Origin of the sequence: Microbacterium sp. NPDC078814 (genome assembly GCF_040702645.1) — a bacterium.
Classification (GTDB): Bacteria; Actinomycetota; Actinomycetes; order Actinomycetales; family Microbacteriaceae; genus Microbacterium.
The window spans coordinates 84506-98001 of record NZ_JBFBLT010000006.1 but is presented as its reverse complement, the minus strand read 5'-3'; the positions used below and the strand labels follow the sequence as shown (position 1 = coordinate 98001).

The window sequence follows — 13496 nt, the reverse complement described above, 5'->3', positions numbered from 1 at the left end:
CCACCCGTTCGGCGCGACTCCCACAGCCGCAGACGACACTCTAGCAGGAACGTGTCCTGCAGCCCATAGGAACCCATGGAACGATGGATGTCGGAGCCGATGGGGCTGCGGAACGACGAAGGGGACCACGTTGGGGGCAGGGGTCACGGTCATCGTGCCGACCTACAACGAGCGCGACAACGTCGCCGAGCTCGTGGAGCGCACGGCCGCGGCATTGGCGGGAAGGGACGCCGAGATCCTCTTCGTCGACGACAGCAGCGACGACACCACGGCCGAGGTGGAGCGCGTCGCGGTCGACGCCCCGATCCCGGTGCGGGTGATCCATCGCTCGGACAACGTCGGAGGCCTCGGCGGGGCGGTCGTCGTCGGCCTGGGCGCCGCGGCGGCCGATGTCTGCATCGTGATGGACGGCGACCTCCAGCATCCCCCCGAGCTGCTGCCGACACTGCTGGACCGCTTCGCGGACGGCGACGCGGACGTGGTCGCGGCCTCCCGCTACGTCGGCGGCGGTGACACGAGCGGCCTGGGAACGGCCGTGCGCTTCGGCGTGTCCCGCGCCGCGACGTGGCTGACCCGCGCGATGTTCCCGCGGCGGCTCGCCCGGAGCACCGACCCGATGACCGGGTTCTTCCTCGTCGACCGGCGTCGCCTGCGGCTGGATGCACTGCAGCCGCAGGGCTTCAAGATCCTCCTGGAGATCCTCGCCCGGACGGATCTGCGGATCGCGGAGATCCCGATGGAGTTCGCCGAGCGTCGACACGGCACCTCGAAGGCGAGCCTGCGCCAGGGTGCCACGTTCATCGCACATCTCGCACGGCTGCGGTTCGGGAAGATGTCGCTGTTCGCGGCGATCGGCGTGCTCGGCGCCATCGCCAACCTCGCGATCATGTGGGCGCTGACGGCGGCGGGCGTCCCCTACGTCTGGGCGGCCATCATCGGCGCCGAGGTCACGATTATCGGCAACTTCCTGCTGCAGGAGCGCTTCGTCTTCGCCGACATGCGCACCGACGCCCGCAGCGCCGGGGTGCGCTTCGCGGCGTCCTTCACGTTCAACAACGTCGAGGCGGCCCTGCGCATCCCGGTGATGGCGCTCATGGTCGAGACCTGGCACATCTCCAGCGTCCTGGCGACCGCGCTGTCTCTCATCGTGGCCTTCTTCGCCCGGTTCCTGTTCCACTCCCTCGTCGTCTACGCGCCCCGTCGGCGGCGTGAGGAGAGGGCGGCGGCGGGCGAGCCGGAGCCGGACACCGCGACGCTGCGGATCATCCGCGCCATCGATGCCGAGGCCATGAAGCCGGGCGAGCTCTAGTCCTCGACCGTCCGCGAGGTGCGGGCGGCGTGGTCGCGGCGCGGCGCAGAGAAGGGCAGACGAGATCTCGGGGCCGGTGCGGTCCCGCGACGGACGGCGACGGCGGCGGGGATCGCGGTCAGCGCGAACAGCAGCGCGAGAGTCCGGGAGGAGGTGAGCAGAGGGCTGAAGAACGTGTCCCACGCTCCGAGCAGAGTGAGCCACACGACGATGCCGGGGGCGGCCTTGAGGGAGACGGCGCGGGCTACGGCGTAGATTGCGCATCCGAGAAGGACGAGCGCGAACGCCGCGCCCAACGGACCGAAGCGCAGCCACAGGTCGCCGAGCACCGAATGCACTTCGTACTGCCCGCCGAACATGTAGCCCTCGACGTACCCGTTGTCCGGATCGTAGTTGAGCTCGCTCATGCCGGTCTTGGCGATCCAGACGTCCTGTGAGGTGGGCAGGGTCCCGCTCCCGAAGCCCAGCGGGCGGGCGGAGATCAAGGCGGTCGCGGCGCCCAACTCTGGCCGCCCGCCGGCGATCAGCGACCCGGAGGTGTCGATCTGGGCCTGCGTGCGCTGCTGCGCGGCGTCGCCGAGGACTCCCTCAAGGATCAGAGCCTGCAGCATGCTGAACGCGGCGAGGCTCAACACGCCCAGGAGCACCAGGGTCTGTGCAGGGCGCGGACGCCTGGTTCCCGCCGGAAGGAAGATCTGCCACAGCACGATCACGGCGGCAAGGAGGAGAAAGGACGTCATCGATCGCGAGTCCGAGAAGAGGCAGACGCCCGCGAGGAGGGCGAGTGCCAGCAGATCCAACGACCGCCGCCGGGAGGTCGACGTGAAGCCCAGGATGACGATGATGACCGGGACAGCGAGGGAGTACTTCCAGAGGTTGGCGGGGTTGCCTCCCGTGAGAGCCACATTCGCCAGTGCTCCCACCCCGAACGCGATGGCCGTGGCGCCGAGGCCGAGCTCGCTCCGCGCCCACAGGAGCACGCCGATGCCTCCCGCGAGGGACAGAAGCGTGAGGGACTGTTCGAGCATGAGGCTCGTCGAGGTCGCCCGCGTGGTCTCGAGGAGGGTGGTCGCCGCTCCCCAGACCGCCGCGCCGGCTGCGAGCGCGAGCAACGGCCGAGCGAAACGGTAGCCGCGCAACGCCGGCCACCAGACCGGCAGCAGGACCACGGCCACGACGACGGAGATGCTGATACCGGGGCCGAACGTGAACCGCACCGCCGACGCTGCGGCTGCGGCCGCGGCGACGATGGAGGTGGTCGTCCACGACGTCACGCTGCGCATACGGAGGTCTCCGATCAGCGGAGGTCGCCGCGGAAGACACCGACCTCCGCGCCGAAGAGGTAGTCGACCGTGAGGGTGACGTCCTCACGGTCCTCCTCCGGAATGGTGAACAGATAGACGCCCTCCGCGGCGTCTCCGGGGGAGAGCATCCCCTCGAACGGCACGCCACCGGGCCGGGTCAGCGTGCCGGCGGGTGCCCGGTCGGCGCCGGAATACGCGTTCACAGCGACGTAGTCGAGGTCGAGCGGTTCGGAGCCGGTGTTGACGATCCTGACAGTGGCGCGCACGGCAGGACCCGAAGTCTCCCCGGCGAGTGCCGCCTCGCCCTGCACGGCTTCCACGCGGGCGAGGAGGATGTCCGCACCCTCCGCGACGATCGTGGCGTTGGGCTCCACCGGCGTGAGCTCGGCGAACGGGAGGCCGCTCTCCGACGGAGCGGGCCGCGGCGTCTCCGTCGGGCGCGGCGCGTCGGTGGACACGATGTCACGGGGCGGGACGGTCGGCGTGCTCGTCGGTTCCGGCTGCCCGGCGGGAGTCAGCATCGGGGGAACGAGGAACGCGGCGGCCACGGCGAGACCGACCACCACGACCAGGATCGTCAGGGGAAGCCAGACGCGTCGGCGTCCCGGTGCGTTGTCCTCGTGCACGTCCTTCATGTGATCCCCACTCCCCGGTGTCCTCGCGGTGCGAGAGACGGTGCTCCGAGTTTAGACTGGCGCCCCTGTCGAGCGGTGCCGGGACAGGAATCGTCTTCCATCCCTGACCCCGCGCCATGCTGCGCGCAGCGGCGGAAGGGGGCGGAGGAACTGTCGCCGGCCGCCCCGGAGCAGCACCTGCCAGGCGTTGCGCGGAGCCGACCGTTCCCATGCCGCGACGTCATCGTCGTCGAGATGCAGCGCCGCGAAGAGCAGGCGGTTCCGGATGTTGTAGTAGTAGTAGAGCTCGGATTTCGCCTCGGCTCGCTGCCCGCGACCGCGATGAGTGCTGCCTTCGTCATGGATGGCCGTCGCGTCGTCGACCACCACCAGCCGCGCACCCGCGCGTGCGGCGCGCACGGAGATGTCGACGTCCTCCCAGTAGAGGAAGTACTCCTCGTGGAAGCCTCCCGTCAGTTCCCACACGGATCGCGGGATGAGCATGCACGCGCCGCTGATCCACGGCAGCCGCCGTGCCGAGGGTTGCTCCCGCCGCCTCCGCGGGCCGCCCATCGCACCGTCGTCCAGATAGACGTCCATCCCGGCGAACCACACGCGACCGTCCGCGTCGACCACGCGGGGAGAGGCGAGGGTCAGGTCGTCCGCCGTGGCATCCAGCAGAGCGGCGACGGAACCGCCGTCGATACGGGCGTCCGGGTTGAGGAGCAGGAGGTCGGTGGCACCGAGCACGTCGAACGCGTGCGCGGCGCCGGCGTTCACCCCGCCGCCGAAGCCGGCGTTCGTCGCCATCGGGACGAGGTCCCAGCCCCGCGCGGCGCAGAGCGCCGACACGGTCTCCCGCTCCGTCGGCGTGGACAGATTGTCGACGACGACGATCCGGGCCTCCGGAACATCGGAGGCCGTGGAGACGAGGTTCGACTCGAGCAGTCGGGCGGCGCCGTAATTGACGACGACCACCGCGAGGACCCGCGCGCTCATCCATGCTCCTCTCTGGCCGCACGCGAAGATCAGCCGGGCGCAGCCTGTGGATATAGTGAAGGCTACATTCGACGTCGCCTGGGGGAGTTGTCGTGTCAGAGATCCGAGCGGCGATGGGACGCCTGCAGCAGGCGCAGAAGTCGTCCAAAGGGGCGGCGGCCTATTCCCGCTACATCAACCGACCACTCGGTCGGCCGATGGCCGCGCTCGCGTACGTGATGGGGATGACCCCCACGCAGGTCACACTGGTCAGCGCGGCGTTCACCCTGACCGGTGTCGCCCTGATCGCCACCTTGCCGCCCGAGATCTGGTCTTCGATCCTCGTATCCGTCCTGCTCGTCCTCGGTTACGCGCTCGACTCCGCCGATGGCCAGCTCGCGCGGCTGACAGGCTCCGGATCGTTGGCGGGAGAGTGGCTCGACCACTTCTTCGATGCGATCAAGCTCGCGACCATCCATCTCGCGGTGCTCGTCTGCTGGTTCCGGTTCTTCGACCTTCCGGACGGCTGGCTGCTCGTCCCGCTGGTGTTCGCGGCTTCGGCCAACGTGTTCTTCTTCGGGATCATCGCCGCCGACTTCCTCCGCCGCGTGCACCGTCTGCGGCACCCTCAAGCGCCCGCTGAGACGCCTCGGGAGGCTTGGCGGTCCGGTGGGTTGTACTCCTTGGCGGTCATCCCGACGGACTACGGCTTCCTCTGCCTGGTGTTCGCGGTGCTGTGGTGGCAGCCGGTCTTCGTCGTCCTCTATACCGCGCTGGCCGTGATCAACGTGCTCATGCTTCTTCTCGCCGCGATGCGTTGGTACCGGTCGATCCGAGGGTTGGCGATCCATGTCTGAGGGCCAGCGTCCGATCCGCGTCATGCAGTCCTTCGGTGCGCCTCGGGTCACCACGAATCCCTACATCACCATGCTGGATGAGGCGCTCACTGCGACGCCAGGCATCGAGCATCTCCGGTTCTCCTGGCGCGAGGCCCTTCTCGGTCGATACGACGTGTTCCACTGGCACTGGCCTGAGGTGAAACTCCACGGGGGATCGGCCGTCTCTTCCGTCGGCAAATACGTCCTGACGGCGCTGCTCTCGTTACGGCATTCCCTGTCACGGCGGATCGCGGTCGTGCGCACGGTGCACAACTTGGAACTGCCGGACGACAACGCCGCCCGGCTGTGGCTGCTGCGACGGATCGACCGCCAGGCCGATCACCGCATCGTGTTGAACGAGACGACTCCGCTCCCTGCCGGAACGGCGCAGTCGCTCATCCTGCACGGCCATTACCGGGATTGGTACCGGCCGCAGCCGCGAGCGGAGCGGATCCGCGGACGAATGGGAACGTTCGGAGGGGTCCGACGGTACAAGGGAGTGTCCGGCTTCGTCGATGCCTACGCCGCTGCCGTCGCCGTCGATCCCGAGATGAGTGTCGTCATCGGCGGGAAGGCGTCGAGCGCGGACCTGGCCGACGATCTGCGCGAGCGTGTGGCGGACCTGCCGCAGGTCACGCTCCGTCTGGAGTTTCTGAGCGACGCCGAGCTGGTCGAGCTCGTCACGGGTTCCGAGCTGGTCGTGCTGGCCTATCGATTCATGCACAACTCTGGGAGCGTGCTCGCAGCGCTGTCGCTCGATCGGCCAGTCCTCGTGCCGCGCAATGCGCCCAATGAGGCGCTCGCCGCCGAGGTGGGGCCGGAGTGGGTGCAGATGTACGACGGCGAGCTGGATGGTGAGCGGCTGCGTACCGCCCTGGCCGCGGTGCGGCAGATCACCACGGAGAGACCGGACCTGTCTCGGCGCGAGTGGGACGACGCCGGCGCTGCCCACGCACACGCGTACCGTTCGGCGCTTCGAGCTCGGCACTCCCGCGTCCGTCCCCGTGGCCGCACGAAGGAGGAGACATGATGCGAGAAGCGGCTTTCCGTCTCAAGACTGCGGCGGGCGGACGGAGCAGCACGGCCGCTTATCGGGACTTCCTCGTCGTGGATGCTCTGCCTCCGGAGGAGGCCATCGAGCTGAGCGCCCAGAGGTCCGCCGCGCACGCGCGCTTCGCGTTCGAGCACAGCGCGTTCTACCGCGAGCTGTATTCCGCGCACGGCTTCTCCGCCGAGGATCTGCGCGACCCCGCGTCGTTCTCCTCGCTGCCCATCGTCGACAAGACGATGCTCCGCGAGAACTTCGAGAGCATTCGCACGGATGAAGCCGATGCGCGCACCAGCGTCGTCTCGAAGACGGGTGGGAGTACGGGTCTGCCGCTGCACCTGCTGCGAGACCTCCGTTTTCCTGCCCGCGCACTCGAGTGGCGCCTGTTCGACTGGTGGGGGGTGAAACCCTGGGATGACCGGGCGATCGTGACGCGCCACGTGCTCACCGGGGCGGCCCGCCTGCGCCACGACCTCGGGTGGCTCCCCTCGCGACGGGTGCAGCTCGACGCCTTCCAGATCACGGACGATGCGGTGCGAGCGTTCGTGGAGCGCTGGAACCGGGTGGAGCCCCGTTTCCTGATCGGCTATGGCGGCGGCGTCCTGGACACGGTCCGACGGATGCGTCGACTGGGGCTCCGGGTCGTTCCGCCGGCGGCCGTGGCCGTGACGGCTGCTCCGCTGCCCCCTGGTACGAGGGCGGAGATCGAGGACGCCTTCGGCGCGCCGTGCTACGACCACTACCGCTCGGCCGAGATCCCCTGGATGGCGGGTGAGTGCGCCGAGCAGAGCGGACTCCACGTCTTCTCCGACGTGCGACGCATCGAGATCGTCGATGAGGCGGATCGGGTCCTGCCCGAGGGACGGGAAGGAGAGGTCATCGTCTCGGATCTGACGAACCGGGTCTTCCCGATCGTCCGATATCGTCTCGGCGACATCAGCAGCTATCGACCAGGGGTGTGCGCGTGCGGGCGGGGGCTTCCTCGCCTGGGCGCGATCTCGGGCCGCTCCTCCGATGCCGTGCGCCTGCCGGATGGGACCACGATCGCGGGCGCTCTCGGACACATCTTCGACGACGCGCCCCTGTCCATCCGTCAGTTCGAGATCGTCCAGGACTCGGATTACGCGGTGACGCTGCGGTGCATACCCGCGGACGGGCAGGACGTACAGGCCGGCATCGACGGCGCGGAGGCGAAGCTGCGTCATGCGACCAGAGGCCTCGTCCCCGTTCGTGTCGAGCGCGTCGACCACATTCCTCAGGTCGGCGGGAAGATGCGCTTCATCCGCAGTTCGGTCGGCACCGATCTGTCCGGGGATCCGTCGTGAATATCTCGGTTACACAACGATCGTCGTCCGAGCGTGTGTAAACTGTGCCGTGGCCGTCGCCCGTCCGGGTAGGCGGTGCGTACCGATACTGCACACCATCTCGCCCGGAGGGGGCTGGTTGGAGGGGCGCGGTGTACGCGGGTTAGACCCCTAGGAGACTCAGTTGCGTTCGCGACGTCGCTCGACCCTCACCCGACCCTCCCCTTCACGAACCTCGGCCGCCCTGGCGTCGGTCGTCGCGGCCACGACGATCGTGGCCGGCCTCTTCGGTGCTTCCCCCGCGGCGGCCGCCGACAGCGATTCCGCCGACGTGCTGCTGCGCGATGACTTCGATCGCGCGGCACCGTCCGGATGGGGGGCTTCCGACAACGGCCTCGCCTACTCGTCGTGGTCGTCCCGCGCCGAGGTGGCCAGTGTGGCCGATGGCGCGGCGGCCCTCACCCTCGACCCCGGAGAGTCCGCCTATCTCACCCCGCAGGCCGTCCGGGCGCGAGACGTCCGCGTCTCGGCGGATCTCCGCCTCGAAGCAACAGGTGGTCGGGGCTACTACGCCTACACGACGCGCGTCCAGGCCGACGGCTCCGCCTACCGAGTCCGACTGCTGACCGACGCCGAGGGGCAGGCGCAGCTCTCCGTCATCCGGACCCGGGGAGGTATGGAGACGGAGCTGAAAAGCGTGGCCGTTCCCTTGAGCGTTCTCGGCGACGGATGGGTCACGTTCGACGCCACGGTCACCGGGGCCGACGCCGTCGACTTCGAAGCGCGCCTCACGCCGGTCGGCTCCTCACCTGGGGCGCCCCAGCTCCGGACAACCGACTCCTCCGCCGCCCGGCTTTCCGGCGCGGGAGGCTTCGCCGTCTGGGCCTATGCATCGAGCAGCGCGACCGCGCCGGTCGACCTGCGGATCGACTCGCTGGATGCCACGGTCGCCGACGCGCCCTTGAGTGCCGAGCAGCCCGAACCGGAGCCGGAACCGCAGCCGGAGCCGGAACCGCAGCCGGAACCGGAGCCGCAGCCCGAGCCGCAGCCCGGGACCCCCGAACGCGGTGCGGCTCCTGTCGGCACCGCCCAGTACGCGGTGCCCGCCGGTGCCTTGTTCGTCGATGCGCGGAGCACCGCGGAGAGCCCCACAGGCACAATGGTCGCACCGTACCGTTCCGTTCAAGCCGCCGTGAACGCCGCCCGCCCCGGATCCACGGTCGTCCTTCGGGCTGGCGTCTATCATCAGTCCGTCGACGTCCCGTACAGCAAGACGTTGACCATCCAGGCCTACCCGGGAGAGGCCGTCTGGTTCGACGGCTCGACACGGGTCGCGAACTGGACGAAGTCGGGGTCGGCATGGGTCAGTGCCGGATGGACGGCGGAATTCGACGACGACATGCTCAACGGCAATGCCGGATGGTTCGTCGACCCGGCGTACCCGATGGCGAACCACCCGGACCAGCTCTACATCGACGGTGTCCCGCAGCGTCAGGTCGCCACGGCCGCTGAGGTCGTTGCCGGGACGTTCGCCGTCGACGACGCGCGCGACCGGTTGATCCTCGGGACCGACCCTTCCGGTAAGGAGGTGCGGGCGAGCGACCTCGGACAGGCGCTCAACGTACAGTCGGCGAATTCCGTGCTGCAGGGTTTCGGTGTCCGGCGCTACGCAACCTCCTACGACGTGCTCGGCACCGTCCGTATGCACAACGTCGGCGTCACGGTACGCGACCTCGTCATCGAGGACAACGCGACGATCGGGCTGTTCGTGGGTAACGACCGGGCGAAGATCGACGATCTGACCGTCCGCAGGAACGGGCTGCTCGGGATGTCTATAACCACGGCGTACGGCACGACCTTCACGGACTCTCTCATCACCGACAACAACACCGAGCGGTTCAACGGCTCGCCCGTCGCCGGCGGGGTCAAGGTCACTCGCACCCGCGGCATCGTGATGAGCAACGTCGACACGAGCCGCAACGTGGGCAGCGGGACCTGGTTCGACGAGTCGTGCTACGACGTCAAGATCCTCGACGTGACGTCGAACGGGAACACCGAGATCGGGATCCACGCGGAACTGTCGTCCCAGGTCACCATCGCGCGGAGTCAGGCGTTCGACAACCGCGAAGGGATTCGCATCTTCGACACCGAGAACGTACTGATCACGAACAACGACCTCGGGAACAATGCGCGCCACGATCTCAATCTCATGCAGGACGAACGACGCCAGGCCACCCATCGTGTGGGCCGCGACCCGCGTGTCGACGGAGTGGATCCGACCGTGACGTGGATCACGCGCAACATCACCATCCGCAACAACGTGTTCGGTGCGGGCGGACCCCGCGCTATCTTCGCCCACGACACGGCGACGGGGCGCGCGGTGAACACGTGGAATGTCACGATCGACGGCAACCTGTTCAGCAGCTCCACTCGTGGCCCGTCGATGGTCACCTGGGGAGGGTCTGGCGACGTCTACGAGACGTTCTCGACGCCCGCGCAGCTCGCCGCGGCGAAGAACCCCGGTTGGCGCAACGCGCAGACGGCCGTTGCCCAACCCTTCGCGGACATGAGGGACGACATCGCCGCGAACACCGCCATCGCCCGGCCGCTCCCGTCAGCGGTCGCGAGTCTGCTGGGCATCGCGACGGGCACAGTGATGCTCGGCAGCGGCCGGTGAGCATCTCCCGGTCCGCCCTCCGGGGCGGACCGGGTCGCGTCCCGGCTCCGTCCGGGCACAATGGAGGTGTGACCCACGACTCTCGTGCCCCGCATCTCCTCGTGCACCCGGGATGGGAGCTGTTCGGCTCCGATCGTATGCTCCTCGAGACCGCGACAGCGCTGCGGGAGCGAGGGGAGCCGGTCGTCGTCGTGTTGCCGCGACGTGGCCCTCTCGTGGACGAACTGCAGGCACTCGGCGCGCAGGTGCTCCTTCCCCCGATGTTCGTGCTGCGCAAGTCGAACCTGCGGCCCCGGAACTGGCTGCGGTCCGCGCGGGACGCGGTTCAGGGATTCGCTGCCTCCATCGCGATCGTCCGGCGGCTGCGTCCCCGGAGCATCTACGTGAGCACCATCGTCCTGCCCACCTGGCCCCTCGTGGGTCGACTGAGCCGTATACCGACCGTCACCCATGTCCACGAGGCGGAGGCCTCCGCGTCCCGCTGGGTGAACCTCGCACTCTACGCACCGCATCTCGCGGCGCATCGGGTCGTCGCGAACAGCCGCTTCACGTTGCAGACCGTTCAAGCGGCGCTTCCTGCCCTCGCTCGGCGCGCAGCGGTTATCCCCAACGGTGTGGCCGCCCCCTCCGAGGTCGACGAGCCGCGGCCGTACGTGGACCGCCTCCGTATCGGTTACGTCGGTCGGCTCTCGCACCGGAAGGGCCCCGACCTCGCCGTCGAGGCCTTGGCCGAGCTCGCCGTCGCCGGCGTCGACGCCGATCTCCATCTGGTGGGTGCCGCCTTCGTGGAGAACGCGGGATACGAGCGGGAGCTGCGCGAGCGTGCGGAGGCGCTCGGCGTCGGCGATCGCGTGACGTTCCTCGGATTCCAGTCCGACGTCTGGCCGTTCCTCGCCGGCATCGATGTGCTCGTCGTGCCTTCCCGGCAGGACGAGTCCTTCGGCAACACCGCCGTCGAGGGCGTGCTCGCCGCTCGGCCGGTGGTCGCATCGGACATCCCCGGGCTTCGCGAGGCGGTCGGCAGCTATCAGAGCGTCGCCTTCACGACGCCGGGGGAATCCCAGGAGCTCGCCGCGGCACTGCGGTCCGTGGTGGACGGCTGGGAGGAGCGGCGGGCCGACGCGCTCTCCGCCCGCGCGTCGGCGCTGCACAGGTTTGCTCCGGCGACCTACCGCCGGACCACGGCGGAGTTCCTGACCTCGGTCGCGCCGCGCTGACCGTCCGCCTTCAGCGGGAGAGGAGATCCGGGGTGGGCGGCACGAGGAACGCCGAGACCTGTCGGTAGAGCGCCGATGCCTCCAGGGCGGTGCGCTCCAGCATCGCCCGGTGCGCCCGCGCGGCGTCGTGGTGGGCGTCCGGGATGTCGAACGGGTTCGAGCGCCGACGACCGAGGAGGGTCCTTCGGGCTTTCGGTGGGGCGACGAACCCGCGTCGCCCGTGCAAGGCCGCCGCGTATGCGGCGAGGCCGTCCGCTGCGCGCCCGTCATCCAGAAGGGCGCTCGCATTCTCCTCGCCGAAGACCGCGGCACCCAGATGGAGGGCCTCGCGCAGGGTGAACGCCTTGGACCGCGCCTGCGGGACCAGCTGAGAGATGAAAGAGCGTTCCGCTCGGCTTGCCGTGAGGATGAGATCGGCGGTGCGGATCCGGTCGGCGTCGACGGCGGAGGAGCGATGGTCGTCGGCGCCGGCACCCGCGCCCACCGCGCGCGCCACCTCGACCGCCGCCTCACACATCGGCCGGTCCCCGGGGCCCACGCGGATCCCGGCGCTGGTGATGTCCCAGAGCTGTTCCTCAGCGCTGGCACGAAGGACCTGTGCCATCAGGGGCGACCGACAGATGTTCGCCTCGCAGACGAAGATGAGCCTGTGTGCCACGTGTTCCCCTCGGTGCCGAGTCGGAACCGCCGACCCGCTTTCCAACATAGGCGATAATGAGGTGCTGCGAACCGGCGCACAGATCGCACGGCGTCGTGCCGAGGGGGACGGGAACACATGACACTGCAGGATTACTTCCAGGCGCTGAGGGGTCACTGGGTGGTGATCATCGTGCTCACGCTCCTGGGGGGCGGAGCGGCATACGGGTACTCTCAGCTCGTCGACCCGGAGTACCGGGCGGAAGCCCAGGTGATGGTGATCCCGACTCGCGGCGAGAGCACCAGCGAACTGCTGCAGGGCTCCAACTACGTCCAGAGTCTCGTCCAGACATACACGCTCCTCGTGGTCTCGCCCACCGTGCTCGGTCCGGTCATCGAGGAGGTCGGCCTCAACGAGACGCCCAACCGGCTCGCCCGCCGCGTCGACGTCAACGTGCCGCTCAACACGGTCGTCATCGAGATCGGCGTCACCGACGCCGACGGCGAGACCGCGCAGGAGACCGCGAACGCCATCGCGAGCGAGCTCGCTGTCGCGGTTCGGGACATCTCCCCACTGGGGGCTGACGAGAAGCCCGCCGTGCGGATCGAGACCATCTCGCCCGCCCGGACGCCGACAGTGCCCATCTCGCCCAACACCCGCAACAATGTCGCTCTCGGCGCGGCAGGCGGCCTCCTCCTTGGTGTCGTGTACGCCGTGCTGCGCCGACGGTTCGCGACCCGTATCGTGAGCGCGAGCTCGCTCGGCGAGATCACCGACGTCGCGGTTCTCGGGGAGATCCCCGAGGCCGCGGACAATCAGACGCTCGCCCGGGTCATTCGCTCGCAGCCCGACGGACGCATCGCGGAGGCGATGCGGCAGGTCTCCGCGAGCCTGCGATTCGTCGACGTCGACAAGAGCCGACGGGTGATCCTGGTGACCTCGTGTTCGGCACAGGAGGGCAAGTCTTCCGTCGGTCTGGGGCTCGCGCTGACGCTCGCCGAGGGGGGACGGACGGTCCTCTTCATCGAGGCGGACCTGCGGCGCCCCAGTACCGCGCGCTACACCCAGCTCGAAGGGGCGGTGGGTCTCACCACGGTGTTGATCGGTGACGTCGAGCTGGATGATGCGGTGCAGCAGTGGGGTCGCCCCGGGCTGGACATCCTCACGGCCGGTGCGCAGCCTCCGAACCCGGGGCAGCTGCTGTCCAGTGGAGAGCTGCACAAGGTCGTCGACGACGCGCGGGAGAAGTACGACTACGTCATCATCGACACCGCGCCGGTTCTCTCCGTGAGTGACGCTCTCTGGCTCTCGACCACGGCCGACGGCACCCTGTTCGTCGTTCGCGCCCATCGCACGAAGGGGACCGAGCTCGCGCGTGCGCTCTCGTCGCTCGAGTCCACGCGGACGCCGGTCCTCGGCATCGTCCTCAACGGCATCCGCGGCGCGGCGAAGAGCCCGTACTATACGGACGAGCGCCCTCGCGGGCTGCGTCCTCGGCTGAGCCGCCGCGGCGCCCGAGGCTGAGGCCCC

Annotated in this window: 11 protein-coding genes; 7 read left to right on the top strand and 4 right to left on the bottom strand. The window is 69.1% G+C overall.

Features of this window, described 5'->3' with window-relative positions:
* The first annotated feature begins 130 nt into the window (after positions 1-130).
* Entirely contained in the window at positions 131-1309 is a 1179-nt protein-coding gene (locus AB0300_RS13220; RefSeq protein WP_303708550.1) for a glycosyltransferase, read from the top strand.
* Here AB0300_RS13220 and AB0300_RS13215 read toward each other — a convergent pair.
* Genes AB0300_RS13215 through AB0300_RS13205 form a run of 3 tightly spaced genes read right to left on the bottom strand, consistent with a single transcriptional unit; the run spans position 1306 to position 4226 of the window.
* Positions 1306-2592 carry a hypothetical protein gene (locus tag AB0300_RS13215; RefSeq protein ID WP_366216149.1) on the bottom strand — a complete coding sequence of 429 codons (1287 nt, stop codon included), beginning with the start codon at positions 2590-2592 and terminating at the stop codon, positions 1306-1308. The two genes, AB0300_RS13220 and AB0300_RS13215, sit on opposite strands and share 4 nt — an antisense overlap.
* A gap of 14 nt (positions 2593-2606) precedes the next feature.
* Positions 2607-3248 (bottom strand): hypothetical protein, encoded by a 642-nt coding sequence (locus AB0300_RS13210; protein ID WP_025104622.1) that lies wholly within the window; start codon positions 3246-3248, stop codon positions 2607-2609.
* Positions 3249-3299: 51 nt separating this feature from the next.
* Positions 3300-4226, bottom strand: a complete 927-nt coding sequence (locus tag AB0300_RS13205; RefSeq protein WP_025104621.1) for a glycosyltransferase family 2 protein — start codon at positions 4224-4226, stop codon at positions 3300-3302.
* 92 nt (positions 4227-4318) lie between these two features.
* On the opposite strand from AB0300_RS13205, the gene AB0300_RS13200 reads away from it, so the two are divergent.
* From AB0300_RS13200 to AB0300_RS13180, 5 genes are all read left to right on the top strand, one after another.
* Positions 4319-5062, top strand: coding sequence for a CDP-alcohol phosphatidyltransferase family protein (locus AB0300_RS13200; protein ID WP_029989676.1), 744 nt, complete (start codon positions 4319-4321; stop codon positions 5060-5062).
* The gene (locus AB0300_RS13195) at positions 5055-6113 is read left to right on the top strand and encodes a glycosyl transferase (protein ID WP_366216148.1); all 1059 of its coding nucleotides are present in this window, start codon (positions 5055-5057) and stop codon (positions 6111-6113) included. The genes AB0300_RS13200 and AB0300_RS13195 overlap by 8 nt, the downstream gene beginning before the upstream one ends.
* A complete protein-coding gene (locus AB0300_RS13190) occupies positions 6110-7456 on the top strand; it encodes a hypothetical protein (RefSeq protein WP_366216147.1) in 1347 nt (448 codons plus the stop codon). The genes AB0300_RS13195 and AB0300_RS13190 overlap by 4 nt, the downstream gene beginning before the upstream one ends.
* A 163-nt stretch (positions 7457-7619) precedes the next feature.
* Entirely contained in the window at positions 7620-10112 is a 2493-nt protein-coding gene (locus AB0300_RS13185) for a right-handed parallel beta-helix repeat-containing protein (RefSeq protein WP_153244996.1), read from the top strand.
* Between the two features lie 68 nt (positions 10113-10180).
* Positions 10181-11329, top strand: coding sequence for a glycosyltransferase (locus AB0300_RS13180; RefSeq protein ID WP_025104616.1), 1149 nt, complete (start codon positions 10181-10183; stop codon positions 11327-11329).
* 10 nt (positions 11330-11339) lie between these two features.
* On the opposite strand, the gene AB0300_RS13175 is transcribed toward AB0300_RS13180, so the two are convergent.
* Positions 11340-12035, bottom strand: coding sequence for a hypothetical protein (locus AB0300_RS13175; RefSeq protein ID WP_102208732.1), 696 nt, complete (start codon positions 12033-12035; stop codon positions 11340-11342).
* A 69-nt stretch (positions 12036-12104) separates the two neighbouring features.
* On the opposite strand from AB0300_RS13175, the gene AB0300_RS13170 reads away from it, so the two are divergent.
* Positions 12105-13490 (top strand): polysaccharide biosynthesis tyrosine autokinase, encoded by a 1386-nt coding sequence (locus AB0300_RS13170; protein ID WP_025104614.1) that lies wholly within the window; start codon positions 12105-12107, stop codon positions 13488-13490.
* The last annotated feature ends 6 nt before the right edge of the window (positions 13491-13496 follow it).